Source organism: Mesorhizobium sp. BAC0120, from assembly GCF_033542235.1.
Taxonomy (GTDB): Bacteria; Pseudomonadota; Alphaproteobacteria; order Rhizobiales; family Rhizobiaceae; genus JAWRCU01.
On the sequence record NZ_JAWRCU010000021.1, the window covers coordinates 1 to 14,929 of the forward strand.

A 14,929-nucleotide genomic window follows, 5' to 3' on the forward strand; every position below is an offset into this window, starting at 1 on the left:
CGTCGCTTATCCAGGGAACCACTCGTATGCGCTATCTCGCCCGCCGGAACGCGGATCCGACCGTCTGGGTGGTCATCCCTTTGGTCGGCACGCTTCTGTGGTCGTCCTGACCAGCATCACCTTCTAAGTGTTTCATCCCAGGGTTTGATGGTGCATTGTTTTCCCAAGAATGGAAGGATGCACTATGGGTCAGGTTCTTCACAGCAGCGCCACCACGACTGAGGCGATCCGTCGAGCAATACAAAATAGTCAAGAGAGCTTAAGGCAGCTCGCCAGACGCTACGGGATCAATCAGAAGACTGTCGCCAAGTGGAAGAACCGGGACACCGTCGCCGACCGCCGGACCGGGCCGAAGGAGCCGCGCTCGACGGTCCTGTCGATGGAGGAGGAAGCCGCGATCGTCGCCTTTCGGCGTCACACGCTGCTGCCGCTCGATGACTGCCTCTATGCGTTGCAGCCAACCATCCCGCATCTGACGCGGTCAGCACTGCACCGTTGCCTGCAGCGCCATGGCATCTCCCGCCTGCCCGAGATCGAGGGCGACAAGCCGGGCAAGAAGAAGTTCAAGCGCTACCCGATCGGCTACTTCCACATCGACATTACGGAAGTCCGCACGGCCGAAGGCAGGCTCTACCTCTTCGTGGCCATCGATCGGACCTCGAAATTCGCCTACGCGGAGCTGCATAAGAAGGCCGGGAAGATGGCCGCCGCACAGTTCCTGCGCAACCTCGTGGCGGCCCTGCCCTACGCGGTCCACACCGTGCTCACCGACAACGGCATCCAGTTCACCAATCGCAAACAGGACCGACTTGCCTTCGAGCACATCTTTGACCGCGTTTGCCGCGAGAACGGCATCGAGCACCGGCTCACCAAGACCAAGCACCCTTGGACCAACGGCCAGGTCGAAAGGATGAACCGAACCATCAAGGAAGCCACGGTCCAGCGCTTCCACTACGACGACCACCACTAGCTGGGCAGCCATCTGGCCGACTTCATCGCCGCCCACTTCGCCCGCCGGCTGAAGACCCTCAACGGTCTCACACCCTACGAATACATCTGCAGATGCTGGACAAACGAGCCCGAACGCTTCAGGCTCGATCCAATCCATCAAATGCCGGGACTAAACACTTAGTCGGCCCGGTGGCCGACCACGGAAACCGAATGAGCAACGTCGTCTCGCTGCATGGTGACAAGCGCTGGAAGGCGGTCATCGAATATCGCACCGACAAAGACCCGAAGAGCATCGAGCACTATTTCGAGGAGATATCGGACCTTCACCTCATCATCGAGCACGGTCCCGACTGGAATTTCCTGATCCGCTGCACGGTCACGCTGAACCGTCCCGACGTCGGGGAGGAACAGAACAGCGTCGGGAAGGCTCTGCGCGAGGAGCGCTCCCACCGATAGCTCACGACAAAGCGGCGGTCCGGCTTCGCCGCTATTCCGCTTCCAGTTTTTCTAAAGCACGTCGCGTCTGACGTGATTCAGGATTCCCATTGAGGGTTTGGTGTGATTCCCTGCGGTTTGAGGGAGAACCGCGATGGGCAAGCCGTTACCGATGGCGTTGCGAGTTTAGGCCCTGCGCAACGCGCCTGTCTGCCTTCTCATCTGCGAAAGTGAGAGGAGGAGACCACCGTGCCATCTTCCCGACCCGAGGACATCGCCTTGCGGGCCCGCGGACCAGATTTTGGTGATGCGGCCCTTGAGCGACCGGTTGTGCGCGGCCAGCTCCTTGAGCTCCCGCGCTTCGGCGAGATCGATGTTCTGGACCTTGCGGGCGTGCAGCGCGATGCCGGCGTTCTCATTGTCCTTGTGCGAGCGCGTTTCCATCACGTGCCGTTTGCGCAGGCGGTCGGTCTGGTGGCGGTGTTCGGCCTGCTGATCGGCGAGGTGGCGCTTTTCGCGCTCCTTTGCCTGAAGCACGGCCTTTTCCCGGCTTTGGTCGTGGCGGGCGTCGTAGCGCTTCTGGGCGTCGCGGCGGGCGGCCTCGCGGCGCTGTTGGTCGAGCTGTTTTTGCGCGGCGACGCGGTCCTCGGCCTTGCGGGCAAATTCGCGCTGTGTCGCGGCGCGCAGCCGTTCAATGCGGCGCTGCTCGGTCTGCTTGCGCGCCATTTCGGCGCGGCGCAGGGCGGCCTTGAGCGAGTCCTGCCGGCGGATCTCGTCGGCCTTCTGGCGTTCGATCCGGCGTTGCTCTTCCTTGCGCGCTTCGTGGTTGGAGATCTTACGGGGCGTCGCGGCGCCGCTCGGCCTTGATGGCCTGCTTGAGGCGATGGGCGGTGGAGTTCGACTGGTCGTGCCGGGAGCGAGCGTCGGTCTTGCGCTCCGTCTGGTTGGCGGCCTCGCGGGCAAGCCTCTCGGCGCGCGCGAAAGACGCGCGGCGCTTGGCGGCGCTGCGCGTCTGGTCGTTCATTGCTGTGCTCCCTGGTCCTGCTGGACGGTGCCTTGGCGCAGCGTCTCGGCCATGTTGGTGCGCATTGCGTCGCCAAGGCCACAGGCCTGGGTGCGCAGCTTCTCACCAACTGCGGAGAGATCGGGATTTTCCGGATCTTCACGCGGCATGAACTGTCCGACGATGCACGCGAGGTCGGCCAGGTTGGCGATGCCGGTCTGGACCTCGAGCGAATGGTCTATTCTTTGGGCGACGACCGGCGGCAAGGCCTGGGCTTCAGCACCCTTGCGGGTCTGAGCGGCAAGCGTGTCCTGCGCGGCCTTGGATTCTGCGGCGACGATCTTGCCGTAGAAACCGCCCATCACCTGCGAAGGCTTGACTGGTCCCGGCAGCACCAGTTCGGCGGTGATTAAAAGGACACCTGCCGTCATTGCGGTCCCCCTCAGCGCTCTCAGCAGGCCGACAAAGCGCGTGAGCGCGGTCGGCAACTGCTGCGGCTGCATCGGAGGCATGTTCGGGCGCTGCTGTGCGTTCATGCGATCTCCTTGGAGCATCGTGTTGGAACGGCGTATGCGGCGGACGGGCCGGAAATACCGGCCCGGTATGGGTCACGACTTGGCGGCGAAGCCGCCGAAGATGACGGTCAGCACGAGGGCCAGGCCGATGCCGCTTTGGGCGTCGGCAGGCAGGTACGTGACGAGCGTGGTCCACCGTGTAAGCAGGACCAGGATTGCGAAAAGCAGCACGCCCATGGTGGTTCCCTCCCACTGTTCTGGCGGATTCTCCGCCAGCCTATAAGGAAAAAATAGGAGAGCTCGGCGCAATTACAAGAATCGACGCAACATTTTTTGTATACTTATTTTTTATGGCGTCTTGCGGCGGCGGGTGGCCGTTTCCAGGCGGCGGGCTTCGCGGATCATTGCGGGGTCGGTGGAAGCGACCTGGCGCGACACGACTTCGGACTTCTTGGGCAGATCGAGGTCAGGCGGCAATGGGTTGTGACGCAGCCAATTGTGCAGCGCCATGTAGAGCTGCTTGTCGAGGCGGCCGAGATGAGCTTGCGTCAAGCCCTTGCCGAGCCAGGGCTGGTAGACGCGGCCGATGAAAGCGACAGCGTTTTCGGATCGATCGGCGCGGTCGGCATACCGTTCCGGAGCGGTTTGCGGAAGGACAATCTGTGGCGCGGCAAAGGCCCTGAAAATGCGGGTAAGTAGTTGACGGCGCTGCGCTTCATCAAGCTGTGCCTCTTCAAACACGTCCTGTATTGCTAAAGCTATTCTATAAAATGCTTTTTCCTCGTTAATAATCTTGTTCTTCTTCTTTATTTGCTCCAGCTCTGAAAGTAGCCTATCACGATCAAGATTTGCAAGAATTTCGTCGGGGTCGGGGTTGGCGGCTTCTGGCGCATTGCGGTCGGTGTCGGAGATCTGCGCCGCTTTTGCGGCGCGCTGGGCGGCGTCGGCATACATGGCAGCGCGTTGGCGGGCCTCGTTTTCGTAGGCTTGCCGCGCGCGTTGCTTCTCTTCCTCCGACAGGGTTTGCGCCCGCGCATCGATTTCGGTGTCGTCGGCGGCGCGATCTGTATTTCCCCAGAGGGAGCGGCGTTGTGGATGGCGCTTTGGGTTGGTCATGGGCCATGAGTTTAGCACGAAATCGAAGATTTCAAGGGTTTCGGCAGGCAAAGGCCGATCTGATGGCAGATCGGGCGAGATTTTGAAGGATGGGCCGGATTTGCGCTTTACGGCCGGGGCAGGGGCGGGTGGTGGTGCTTGCCCCTCCCCTGCCCTTTAAGGTGGTGGACCCCGATCGAGTGGCATCCGGCGCTGCGGCGAGCTTTCGCTCCGGCCGAGTTCCTGCAGCGGCCTCGCCACTGGTTTTCCTTTGGCGACGCAGAGAGCTTCTTCAGGATCGTCGAGGAGGACGACAGAGCGCGTGGTGACCGATGTCGCATGGCATTTACTTGGGGTTCTTCCAAGTGACAGCGCCCCGAGACGTATCACAGGATCGTGCCGAAGCATCCCGGCCAAGCGCCTAGGCCTGCGAAGCCGATGAACGCTGCCCACGCCCATACCTCCCAAGCCGGCTGAAGGGCCAGGCGTGCCGGCGGCAACGGAAGGCTGGCTGGCGAAACCCCTGGCGGCTCGCACAACGGCGACCGCATCACCCTCAAGCGAGACCATAGCGCAGCCGCATGAAACAGCAAAGCCTCCCACTTGACCGCACTGCGCGCCTAAGCCAGAGCGGCATCTTTCGTGTCGGCAAGGATAGAGGATCGCGCCTCGATTGCTGATCGAACCGATTCTATGAGCTGCTGAGGAAAGCCTTTGGGCAGCGCGTTGAATACCTCGTCGGCCTGGCGCTGCGTATGCGCGGCCAAGTCATCAAATATCGGACGCATGAGAGGCTTGCCGACGCCGGCAATGTCGGTCGTCTGCACAAAGTGACGGGGCATGATGTCGAGTACCGGGTAGTGCCGGCTTTTTCCGACTGACATGGCCAGCTTGAATTTCTTGCGCTGGATTTGGCCGGCATCAAGGCTCGGCTGCGCGGTCAGCACGTCGTACAATGGCGTCATGCGAAAGCGACCGCCCGGATCAAGAAAGATGCTGAAATTCTTGGCGTGGCCATCGGTTGCGCCGAGCATCCAGAACACGATGCAAGCCCGCATGAAGGTGGCGATGTCCTCCTCGGGTCTGTCGCTGCCTTTGAGAAGCTGGATAATCTCGCGCATGCCGGGGCCGCCGTCGGACTGGTACTTCCGCGTAGGCGGTACCGAAAGAGCCTGACACACGTCTTCCTGCGGCAGACGAAGTAGGCGGCCGTCTCTGGCCCACCGTCTGTCAAAACGCTCGACAATCAGGGTGCGCCGTTCTCCGAAATCAGCGATCTCCACGTTCGCAACGGGAATGCCAAACCCTTCGAGCAGCTTGAGGCAAAGATATTCGTTCTCGACACTGTTTGAGAGGTCGATCCCGTTGGGAAGCTGCCCGATCTGCGGCTTGAGAATATGGGTGGTCGCGGTCGTGCCGATGGGCTTGAACCACTGGCCGTCCACGCGGAGCAAAGCGGTCTTTTCCTGCGCGCCCGCTATCGAGATGCGAAACTCCTCGTCTTCTCCCACACCGAGAGGAGCGCTCGCCAGGTTGTTGATGATATCGCTGATGTCGTCGTCGGAGACGGGTTTCCCGTCGATCTGTCCGGCAGGTCCCGGATCAATGCCTTCGGGGAGAAATTGCAAGGCACCGACGCAGTCGTGGCCAATGGCGGTCAGCAGGCTGTAGGCATCGGTACCGCCTGCGCCGACGCGCTCGGCGACGCGCTTTCTGATCGGCTCATTGTCCGGCAGCAGGTTGTCGAACACGTTGATGACGGGCGCGCCGATATAGCGATCCTCGCGCAAAGGCAGCGACAGGGAAACCGGAAAGCCATACTCCCAGCTCAGCCATTCAGGATGGTACTTGAAGTCGATGGCGCCTGTGGATTCGCGGCGCAGCAGCCCGACAAGGCGGCCGTTCAGGAAGACCTGGAGAGGCGCGTTTGCTTTCTTTCTCGCCACTAGAATATGTCCTCGATATCGGCGGCGCGCGCTTCGCTGCGCGGGCGGACTACGAGTTCAAGCCGTAGGGCTGATAGAGCTTCCATAAGGGTCCGGAGCTGTACGGCCGGCTCTCCAGCCTCAAGGCGCGAAACGGTGCCCTGGCGCAGATGGATTTGCTCACCCAGTGCGCCTTGCGTTAGGCCGTACTGTTTGCGGGCGCGGCGCAGAATGGCGCCTAGCTGTTTTTCGGTGCGGGCAATCTGTTCGTTCATGGGGCAACCTCCGCTAAGAATATACGTGACTCCGTATAAAATTGCAATATACGCATTCGCGTTTAAAACAAGATTATACGCGACTCCGCATAAAGACGGAATATACGCGATCGCGTATGGACCGAAAGGTGCCGAAATCATAGGTTGCCCCTCTGGCCAATTTGGCCATTATGTCCGGAACGGGGGATTCCGGAGCCTGGGGATGAAATCTATGTCCGCGGCTGAGGCCAAAAACGGCTTCGGTCTTCTCATAGACACCCCCTGGGAGACCGGTAACTTCTCTGGGGTTACGCGGCTCGGAGTAGAGGTGGCTTGGGCTTGAACAGCGAAGGCGCCTGAGGTTCTGGCAGCCGAAATCTTGCGCGCAGCCGATCGCGAAGCTCGCCGTTCATGTCGGCGGTTCTTACCTGCATCAGCATGTGGGCGCCATGCTGAGACCACCGCATCTGCTGCTTCTTCACCATCCGCTTGGCCACCAGCGAATTGACCGCCGACTCGGCAAGGGTCGTGGCGACGCGAAGGCCGGCGCGGTAGCGTTTGCCATAATTGATGATCGCACCGCAGTTGGACCGAATGTAGGTGACGAGCTGCGCACCAAGGTTATGAAGGCGCACGGCGGCGAATGCCCCTTCTTCCTGCCAGGTCTTGAATTCCGCTACAAGCCTCACGAGGTCGCGGATCGCTCGGTCCACGCGTCCGTGCCACAGACGCCACTTTACCGCTCTGATGTCCTTGTCGATGGACGGGAGCGCGCCGGTGAGACCTGAGTGCGATCGAACCATGTGATCCGCGATCTGCTGCATAGGCTGAATCTTCATAGCGATGCGGAACCAGTCGATGATGTGCGTGGTCGGCTTCGGCATCGCACGAGGTAGCCGTTTGAGGATCTCGGCGCCGTCGGAAATCACGGCCACATCGCCAAAGCCGCAATACCCCGCTCGCCGGAGAGCATGAACGGCGCGATCCCGTATCGCGTGTTGGCCGGTGTTGCTGGTGGTGAAATACCGGCCGCCCGCATCTCCCCGCCCACCACGACCGCAGCGGGCAACAACAACCTCGAAATTTCTTGCTGAGTTTGCATCGGCGCTGCGCACATGAGCGGTATCGATACTGACGACGAACTCTTTGCGTCGATCGCCAGGAAGCTGCATTTCGAGCTGGTGCTGCTCATCCATCTGCGTTCTCGCACACCACGATTCCTTGGTGATCTGATCGTCGAGCCGCTCGCCCACCTTGATCGTCCGCTTGCGCACGGTTGCATGCGTCTCGGTCGGCTCGACGGGCAAGAATTCAGCGAGCACGCTGGCCGCCTGTCGGTACGGGATCAAGCTGCCGAGCCGCGCCGTCAATTCCATCAGCTCGGGCGTTGCCCGATCCGGGCAGATTTCCTTGAGCGGCGCGAACGCTGCGTCCATCCCTGGATGGCAATCCCGGCACAACATCCAGCGGGGATTGCGCACCTCTACCGTGCCGAAAACCGTTCGAATTCGGCGCGTCGTGTAGTCCTTGACTGGCCGAAAGGTGTGGCAATCCGGACAGACCCGTCGAAACAGGGCATAGGTTTCCGCCTCAAGGTTCACGACCGCGCTTTGGAGGGTGGCCATGATCCTCTTGCCATCGCTGATCGACAATCCGATATCTCCGTCGCGCAGGCGTTCATCGCTCTTGTCGATCCGGACTTCCCGACGACAAACGTCGCCGAGTTCGTTCTTTCCCTTGATCGAGATCGTCCACTCCATCGCCATCACTCTCTCAGCAACAAAAGCGACGGTGATGGCCCAGCGGGTGCTAACAATTCGTGGCCGACCCCAGAGAAGTTACCGGTCTCCGTCATCTTGGCCGTGGGTAGTGTCTCAGTTTGAATTTCCGCCAGCTCGATCGATCGCATCAAGGATCATGGCACGATGACGATAGAAGGTGCGCAACGTTCCCTCGTAGAGTTCGAGTTGGTGTTCTGCGTACCGGGTGCTGAGGCCGGCGCTTTCCAGCCTAGCGATGCAAAGCCGCTGCATCGTCGCGCGCTGTTGTCCCGCGACGATGATCTTGTCGGCACGAACGAGGTGGCCGACGCTCCATGGCCAAGTCCGGCATGGGCCATTGAAACCGCATCACAGCCGAACTTGGCAGTACCATATTGTTCGGCGATAAAAAAAGTTAGATTAGGTGCGCTTTTTGTACGGACCGCGCGGTCCCCGCTTCGGCGCAAAAGCGTCCATCATCCCGCACCAGAGCTTGTCAGTCACGCCAGCGGCCATCGCGGGCGACATGCGCAGCGTCTTGCGAACGCGGATCATGTTGTACCAAACGGTGTACAGAGCGACCATGGGGACGTGGTTCTCGAACTTCTTCAAGAACGCATTGGTAAGGCGCAGCGCGGTCCGGCTCGGCTCACAACATTTCCAACTTGCTAGTCCGCGCGAGGGGGTTAAAATCGCCGCATCATTGGATCGTCTCTCTCGGGTACTTCCGTGGACAGAGAGACAGAGTCGTCCTCCCGCCCGCCGATGTGGAGCAATGCGATGACCCTCTCGTCCAGCCTGCTCCATATCGAAATGACTTTCGATTGCCCGTTCTGCGCGCATCCCTTGGTGAAGACGGGAACCTGGTTTCAGACGACCAGTGGATTCAGATGCGTACGATGCCAAAAACAGGTACGGATCACCTATAGCGACAAGGTCGCGCTGTTCGACAAGCACGCCAATTCGACCTAGCCGCTTGCAATGCCCACTCCGGTCCGGGCCAAACGATTGGTTTGTCGGCCGTCTTAGCCGACAACCATTGTGGCCGAAGCGCATCTCGTTTAGAACGCACTGTCGATCTTGCTAGTCGAACTTTGTTCCGGCGCGTCGCGCCTCCGACGATCTTCCCTTCAACATCGATCACGCCTGTGCATGGCGACCTGCCAGCGTTGAATTCGCATCCCGGCATCGGAGGAGTCGAAATGGCAACCGGAATTGTGAAGTTCTTCAATCCCAACAAAGGGTTTGGCTTTATTACCCCTGATGACGGCTCGTCGGATGTTTTTGTCCACGTTTCCGCTGTCGAACGCGCAGGAATGCAGAGCCTGGTTGAGGGCCAGAAAGTGAGCTTCGACGTCGTTATGGATCCACGTAAGGGCAAAACCAACGCTGACAATCTTCGAGCTATTTAGATTTCACTTCACCACGAGGCCTATCACGATACGCCGGTCGAAGTGGATTTTCGGTTGAGTTCTCGAGTAACCGAGCCCGATCATATAGAAGGTTAATCTCGGTTTCTGCGCTTCTGTCCTTTAGCCATTTTCGGGGAGTCCCTTCGACAACGCAGGGACAGGCTGGGATTGTGCCTGGCCGTTGCGTCTGGTTTAACGCTCACAAGCTGACGATTTACGATCGAGATGCGTCATACCATTTGGAGAATTCGACCCTGAATATCTCCATCTGAGAACCCAATGAGGACCGCAGGTTCAGCCTGAAGCTGACCAAGGGCGGGCGCGTCGAGACCGCTGGCGCCGGAGCGATAGCAATGCCACGCTTCTATTTTGATTGCACGGATGACGGCCGATGGGTCGAGGACCAGCTGGGCACAGAGCGCAGCAACCCCGACAAGGCGTTCGAAGAACGCCGTTAGGGCTTTAGGCGCGATCGGAAGCGAAGAGTTCTCAGCCGAACGCATTCCTCGCGAAGTTCAGATGATTGTGCTCGACGCAACGCGCTCACCTCTGGTCCGTGTTTCAATCCGTATCCAGTCCGAAGATCTTGCCGGAAACGCATTGGAAGTGGATTGAAGGCACGAGCGGCGCAGGTTGGGCCGTAGCATCCGAACACGGGCCGCTTCTCGCGGGAACATACGTTGTGCTTGCTAGGTGGACGACCCTCTAGCTGCGCACCTTACCGTGAGCCCACCGTCGATCCCTGGCGGTGAGACGATGGTTTCCGTTTCGCGACCGTCTCCCCGCGAAGCTGCAGCAGCTTGTCCGGGTATCGCCCGACGACACGGTTAACAGTCTCGGCAGGGATCGGTATACCGTCCCGAATGGCCGCCGTGACGATCCGATCAAATCGCTTGTCGCGGCGCTCGCGGGTCAGGTAGTTGCGCAGCTGATCGGGTTCGCCTGAACGAAGCTCTTGACGCGTTCGGGCAACGTATCGCTCTTGGGCTGAGGTGAGCCCGATCACTCCGCCTTCCCGCTTACCTGTGGCGCGGTTTACCCGGCCCGTGACGTCGAGGGCAAACAATCACGCTTCCCTCACCGCTCGCGGCTCCCGCGAAGCGGGTCGTGCATGAAGGCGCGAAGCGGTCGTTCAGTCGGCCGCCAACCTAAGCGCTCTCGCCAATGCGCTTCCGGCACCGGTCAGAGCGCTTGTCCCGTCGTGATCTGCCCAACCCCAATCTCCCGGATGGGAGAATGCTCCCAAATGCCCGGAAGTGTTCAGGGTGAGGTGAACGGCTTGCATTGAGAGCAATTCAAGCCTATATACCGGTTATCGATGTTTGCAGTTGATACTGTTTCTGCGCTCTGGCGCCCGACAATCTTCCTCAAATCTCGACGAATATGACGTTTGGCATGTGGCCAGACGCGAAATTCTGTGCCGATTTGAAAGGAAATCGTCATGAACACTGGAACCGTAAAGTTCTTCAATGCGACCAAGGGCTTCGGCTTTATCGCTCCTGAAACGGGCGGTGCGGACGTATTTGTCCATATCTCTGCTGTAGAGCGTGCCGGTATGCGCACAATCGTAGAAGGCCAGAAGCTGAGCTTCGATGTCGTGCAGGACCGCCGGAATGGCAAGAGCGCGGCCGAGAACCTTCAGGCCGCCTAAGGAATGTCGCTTCTGGTCTTTGACCACGGATGTACTGGCACTGGCTGTCGAGGCGTTATGGAAAGGTCGGGCTCGCCCCGGCCTTTTTGATTTTAGGGATGACTAATGATGCGTAATGCAATTGCAGAGGCCGTGTTTAGGCCGAAGCCGACGGTTAGAGGAAGTAAGGGCGACGCGACCACACAAGCCGCACGAGAGATCATGGACGAAGAGGTAGCAGCTCGCGAGTCGAAGACCGAACGGCTTAGACTGGCTCGACTGGCTAAAGAAGCTGCCGAGCCCGTTGTTACACCGAAGCCGAAACGGACTTCGGTAAAGCGGCGTGGCGGCGCCTGACCCGATCACAGGGAGGCAAGCGACTGGCGGAACCTCTCGAGAAGCTTAGGGCGGAGCATCATAGGGCGGCATCTGAAGGGAACGCTAAGGCCGGATGCGGCTATCACAGCGTAAGCCGCGCACAAGCCAAAATCCTCAATCACCAGCACCGGCGGTACCCATGGACGAAAAATATTCCAAGGCGCGAGGGCATTTTTTCGCCGCAATAAGGGCGCTGGCAGCGTCATCAGACAGCATTCAAACGAGGCTGATCGAAGCGAATGAGAGTATTTTCGAAGTCACCATCGATGAGTTTCAGGGTGACCCGGAGCTGAAGGTTAAGTTTGCAAGGATTTTGGACCTCCTGGCCGTTGATCAGGACGACATGGTAACTACCGCTGTTGAGACAGCGGCGCACATGACGGATTTTGAAGCGGTTAAAGTTGCGGACTTGATCTGCGATTTTTGCTTCGAATTAATTTAGACCCGATGCGGCTAGATGCGCATATTGGAGGATAGCTTGGATGAGAATGCCATTCGCCGAGGTAGTTAAAACTGCGAAACTCGCTGGTCCGCCGCCAGAGCCGCGGCCTGATCTCCAACGATACTGCCCCCTCGGGCGAGGCTGGACCTGAGGCGATACGGCTAGAACGGCGGCTCCGAGCATTTTGGGGCGCTGAAGGATCTAAGTGAGACAATCCGCCGGACGATCATCACGCTGACCGACGATGAACCGCCTTGGGTCTACCGGAAATAGAGGGGCGGACACGGCGGGCCGAGCTCTTGACGTCGATACCGAGTGCGCCAGTTTTTGGTCATGCAATCGCGAAGAATTGAAGTCAGGGCACTTACGGAGGGCATTGAAGCCTATCGCTATGGGCAGCCGCGCACCACTTGTCCATATGAGCTCGACACGAGAGAGCACAGCGACTGGCTGTTGGGCTGGGATGAAGCGGCGAAGGTGGACCACGAAGACCATCCGACCTTGAACTAATGCCGTCATCTCCGCGCGGCCAGCCGGCAAGCCCAAACTACAGCGCTGGCGCGCGTGCCAGCGGGCCGCTTGAGGGAGGAAACATTGGACAATCGAAATATTTGGATCATCGCGGCGGCGGTCGTGGTCGTTCTAGTTCTCGGCTACTATCTCTTTCGGCCCGCTGCCCAGACGCCCCCGGCCACGCCGCCAGCAACTACCCAGCAACCTGCCCAGTAAGCGTGCCTCAACGGGCCGCATCGGCAAAAACCCCGTCGCAAGGAAGCCCGCCTTGAGCAGGCTTTTTCGTGGCGTGGCCGTAGCTGATATGTGCTAAGCTAATTTCGTCCGCCACATAAGCGAGGCCGCGTCGGCCCACCCCCGCAAAGTGCACATCAGGGCCGGCGCGTCAGCTTTGGTGGGCCATACCGTAGCGGAGCTGGTGTCCCGTTGCAATTCCTCACCATCATCCTAAAGTGCCGTGATGTCACTTCGCCGAAAGCGAATACGCCAGCAGGCCGGGGCCGTTCACCCGATGGCGTCCGCGGCGCAGGCGAGATTGCTGGACCAATTGCGGAGCGCGCGCGCTGAGCTTGTCAATCTGGAGGACGAGTTCGACGCCGGCCTGCTTTCATCGACCGACGACCTGATAGCGAAAATCCGGACTGCCGAAGAAAAGCTTGCAGCCATCCGCGCGAAGATCAAGGCGACGTAGCGGGTGCGCAGAAATGCCGGCACATGGCTTTTGCTAGGGCAAGACCTTACCGGCGCGTCATGTGGCGACTAGTTGTGGTGGGGTGATACAGCATTGCGCTAACGCTCGCGCCGAGTGTAACGCCAACTGATACGCCCATCTCCAAGCTGCCAACAAGGACCCCTAGCGCGGCGCCGGAGTTGGCGCGGCAATGGTCGGAGCGGTTGGTCATGGGCTGCGTGGGTACGCCGTTGTTTATGCCCAGGCGAAGCAGCTCATCCGGGAATGGACTTCTGACGATGTGAAGAAGGCGCTGGAACCCGACCTGCAGGCGCGCTCGGCGGCTTGCAGCTTGGGCTCCAACGCGGCGGCATCGTCGGTCTGGACCTCCCCGATCGGCGCACGATCGAGTGCCTGGACGACCTTCAACATTGTCGATCTCCTCACATTTCGAATGCTGCGCTCCGGAATCACGGAGCTGTCTCAAGCACATTCCACGTCTGGCGTGCGGTTGCGCAACTCGTCGACCAGAACACGGGTGTTCTCGGAATAGTCGATCGGAACCTCGACCAGATGGACGCCGCCATCGGCGAATGCGGCCTCAAGCGTTGGAACAAGATCCTCGACCGCGCTCACTCGGGATCCCTTCGCGAACTGCGCGCGGCTTCAGAAGTATTGACCTGCGGGCGGTTGGTCTGGCGGCCCTCATGATCTCGCTCGATTAACCTTAGCCTAGTGCGATAAACTTAGCCTGAGCCACTGCCTACGGGCGCATATACCTGCTGAGGGTCGGAGAGACCCTTCAGCGAAAATGCCCCGAGGTGCTCGGCGTTCAGACCAGAGGCTGTAACAAAACTTGCAGAGAGCAGAACTGGACGGCCCAGGTCGCGGCAGAGTCTCTCGATTCGCGCCGCGAGATTGACGGCCGGACCAATGACGGTAAAGTCGAGCCGGTTCTCCCCGCCGATATTGCCGTACATCACATCGCCGATATGCAAAGCGATGCCATAGTCGATCCTCGCCTCGCCGATGTCGATCCGCCCAGCGTTAAATGCGGCAAGCGCCTTTTGCGCGTTGTCAGCCGCAGCGAGTGCGCGGGCGCAGGCCGAGGCCGGATCCTTGTCAAGGATCGGAAAGATCGCCAGAAGCGCGTCGCCGAGGAATTTCAGCACCTCGCCGCCGCTGGCATCGAGCGCTGCGCACATACAGCCGAAATACTCGTTGAGAAGCTCGATCAGGGCATCGCGCGGCAGTCGTTCGGAAAGGCTGGTGAAGCCACGAAGATCGCAAAGCCAGATAACCGCGCGGATGGTCTCGCCCATGCCGCGCCGGATCGCCCCCTCCAACACGCGCGCGCCGGCCTGGCGGCCGACATAGGTTTCGAGGAGAGTGCGCGCCGTGAGGCGCAGCGCCTGAATCTCCAGATTGACCGCGATGCCCGGCGTGATGGTCTCCAGCAGCTCCATTTCCTCGTCGGAAAAGCCACCGGGCCGTTTGGTCGCCACCGACAGGAGCTTCTTCGTTCCGTCCGAGAAGGGAATGCTCAGCGCGACGTAGTCGGTCATGCCGTCGCGGCGAAGGTCGGAGAGGATGTTGAACTCGCCGTCACGCGGCGGTGCGCCAGGATCGCAGCGCACCGATCCGCCGCCGCTATACACCGTCTTAACCGGGCTGTTCTCCAGAACGGGCAGCGATTCGGCAGTGAGGCGGAAGAAACGCTCCGAGACGCCGTTCCCGAGATCCCACCGCACACTGTACGAATAGACCTGCGGGTGCAGGATCGGCACCCCGGTGACGAGCCGCGAGACCTCGATGCCTTGAGCAAGGAGCTGCTCTGCGAGGGCCGCAAGGAAAGCTTTGGGCTCGGTGATCCGTCTTGCATCAGTCAACAGCCAGTAGATGAGCGGACTTTCGAGGGCGAGCCAGTGAGCCATGGGAAGAGCGTA

The 14,929-nt window shown here is 60.1% G+C and carries 18 protein-coding genes and 3 pseudogenes; 9 read left to right on the forward strand and 12 right to left on the reverse strand.

Annotated features, from left to right (window positions below):
• Positions 1–184: 184 nt before the first annotated feature.
• Together SAZ10_RS29370 and SAZ10_RS29375 are read left to right on the forward strand one after the other, a co-directional pair.
• Positions 185–1,132, forward strand: a pseudogene (locus tag SAZ10_RS29370) (IS481 family transposase).
• Between the two features lie 29 nt (positions 1,133–1,161).
• The gene (locus SAZ10_RS29375; RefSeq protein WP_318613008.1) at positions 1,162–1,407 is read left to right on the forward strand and encodes a hypothetical protein; all 246 of its coding nucleotides are present in this window, start codon (positions 1,162–1,164) and stop codon (positions 1,405–1,407) included.
• Between the two features lie 165 nt (positions 1,408–1,572).
• Here SAZ10_RS29375 and SAZ10_RS29380 read toward each other — a convergent pair whose 3' ends face one another.
• The 9 genes and pseudogenes from SAZ10_RS29380 to SAZ10_RS29420 all read right to left on the reverse strand — a co-directional run.
• Complete coding sequence (locus SAZ10_RS29380; protein ID WP_318613009.1) at positions 1,573–2,112, reverse strand: hypothetical protein; 540 nt, start codon at positions 2,110–2,112, stop codon at positions 1,573–1,575.
• A 109-nt stretch (positions 2,113–2,221) separates the two neighbouring features.
• Positions 2,222–2,410, reverse strand: coding sequence for a hypothetical protein (locus SAZ10_RS29385; protein ID WP_318613010.1), 189 nt, complete (start codon positions 2,408–2,410; stop codon positions 2,222–2,224).
• Positions 2,407–2,925, reverse strand: a complete 519-nt coding sequence (locus tag SAZ10_RS29390; protein WP_318613011.1) for a hypothetical protein — start codon at positions 2,923–2,925, stop codon at positions 2,407–2,409. The genes SAZ10_RS29385 and SAZ10_RS29390 overlap by 4 nt, the downstream gene beginning before the upstream one ends.
• 72 nt (positions 2,926–2,997) lie before the next feature.
• On the reverse strand, positions 2,998–3,141 hold the full coding sequence (locus tag SAZ10_RS29395; protein WP_318613012.1) for a hypothetical protein: 144 nt from the start codon (positions 3,139–3,141) through the stop codon (positions 2,998–3,000).
• Between the two features lie 111 nt (positions 3,142–3,252).
• Complete coding sequence (locus SAZ10_RS29400) at positions 3,253–4,071, reverse strand: hypothetical protein (RefSeq protein WP_318613013.1); 819 nt, start codon at positions 4,069–4,071, stop codon at positions 3,253–3,255.
• A gap of 548 nt (positions 4,072–4,619) precedes the next feature.
• The gene (locus SAZ10_RS29405; RefSeq protein WP_318613014.1) at positions 4,620–5,945 is read right to left on the reverse strand and encodes a type II toxin-antitoxin system HipA family toxin; all 1,326 of its coding nucleotides are present in this window, start codon (positions 5,943–5,945) and stop codon (positions 4,620–4,622) included.
• Positions 5,945–6,199, reverse strand: coding sequence for a helix-turn-helix domain-containing protein (locus tag SAZ10_RS29410; RefSeq protein WP_318613015.1), 255 nt, complete (start codon positions 6,197–6,199; stop codon positions 5,945–5,947). The genes SAZ10_RS29405 and SAZ10_RS29410 overlap by 1 nt, the downstream gene beginning before the upstream one ends.
• A gap of 287 nt (positions 6,200–6,486) precedes the next feature.
• Complete coding sequence (locus tag SAZ10_RS29415; RefSeq protein ID WP_318613091.1) at positions 6,487–7,938, reverse strand: ISKra4 family transposase; 1,452 nt, start codon at positions 7,936–7,938, stop codon at positions 6,487–6,489.
• A gap of 486 nt (positions 7,939–8,424) precedes the next feature.
• A pseudogene (locus tag SAZ10_RS29420) lies at positions 8,425–8,580 on the reverse strand (IS1 family transposase); the annotation flags it as partial.
• Positions 8,581–8,718: 138 nt separating this feature from the next.
• On the opposite strand from SAZ10_RS29420, the gene SAZ10_RS29425 reads away from it, so the two are divergent.
• The 7 genes from SAZ10_RS29425 to SAZ10_RS29450 all read left to right on the forward strand — a co-directional run bounded on the left by SAZ10_RS29425 (position 8,719) and on the right by SAZ10_RS29450 (position 13,004).
• Positions 8,719–8,910, forward strand: coding sequence for a hypothetical protein (locus SAZ10_RS29425; protein ID WP_318613016.1), 192 nt, complete (start codon positions 8,719–8,721; stop codon positions 8,908–8,910).
• Positions 8,911–9,140: 230 nt separating this feature from the next.
• Positions 9,141–9,350 carry a cold-shock protein gene (locus SAZ10_RS29430; protein WP_318613017.1) on the forward strand — a complete coding sequence of 70 codons (210 nt, stop codon included), beginning with the start codon at positions 9,141–9,143 and terminating at the stop codon, positions 9,348–9,350.
• Between the two features lie 748 nt (positions 9,351–10,098).
• Positions 10,099–10,296 (forward strand): hypothetical protein, encoded by a 198-nt coding sequence (locus SAZ10_RS29435; protein ID WP_318613018.1) that lies wholly within the window; start codon positions 10,099–10,101, stop codon positions 10,294–10,296.
• Positions 10,297–10,791: 495 nt separating this feature from the next.
• Positions 10,792–11,001: a cold-shock protein gene (locus SAZ10_RS29440; protein WP_318613019.1), complete on the forward strand. Its 210-nt coding sequence runs from the start codon at positions 10,792–10,794 to the stop codon at positions 10,999–11,001.
• 496 nt (positions 11,002–11,497) lie between these two features.
• Positions 11,498–11,800: a hypothetical protein gene (locus SAZ10_RS29445; RefSeq protein WP_318613020.1), complete on the forward strand. Its 303-nt coding sequence runs from the start codon at positions 11,498–11,500 to the stop codon at positions 11,798–11,800.
• Between the two features lie 333 nt (positions 11,801–12,133).
• Complete coding sequence (locus SAZ10_RS33665; RefSeq protein ID WP_412535321.1) at positions 12,134–12,310, forward strand: ribosome modulation factor; 177 nt, start codon at positions 12,134–12,136, stop codon at positions 12,308–12,310.
• Positions 12,311–12,773: 463 nt separating this feature from the next.
• Positions 12,774–13,004 (forward strand): hypothetical protein, encoded by a 231-nt coding sequence (locus tag SAZ10_RS29450; RefSeq protein WP_318613021.1) that lies wholly within the window; start codon positions 12,774–12,776, stop codon positions 13,002–13,004.
• 234 nt (positions 13,005–13,238) lie between these two features.
• Here SAZ10_RS29450 and SAZ10_RS29455 read toward each other — a convergent pair whose 3' ends face one another.
• The 3 genes and pseudogenes from SAZ10_RS29455 to SAZ10_RS29465 form a co-directional block, all read right to left on the reverse strand.
• On the reverse strand, positions 13,239–13,415 hold the full coding sequence (locus SAZ10_RS29455) for a hypothetical protein (RefSeq protein ID WP_318613022.1): 177 nt from the start codon (positions 13,413–13,415) through the stop codon (positions 13,239–13,241).
• 51 nt (positions 13,416–13,466) lie between these two features.
• Positions 13,467–13,637: pseudogene (locus SAZ10_RS29460) on the reverse strand (acetolactate synthase large subunit); the annotation flags it as partial.
• Positions 13,638–13,729: 92 nt separating this feature from the next.
• Positions 13,730–14,917, reverse strand: coding sequence for an adenylate/guanylate cyclase domain-containing protein (locus tag SAZ10_RS29465; protein WP_318613023.1), 1,188 nt, complete (start codon positions 14,915–14,917; stop codon positions 13,730–13,732).
• Positions 14,918–14,929: the final 12 nt, after the last annotated feature.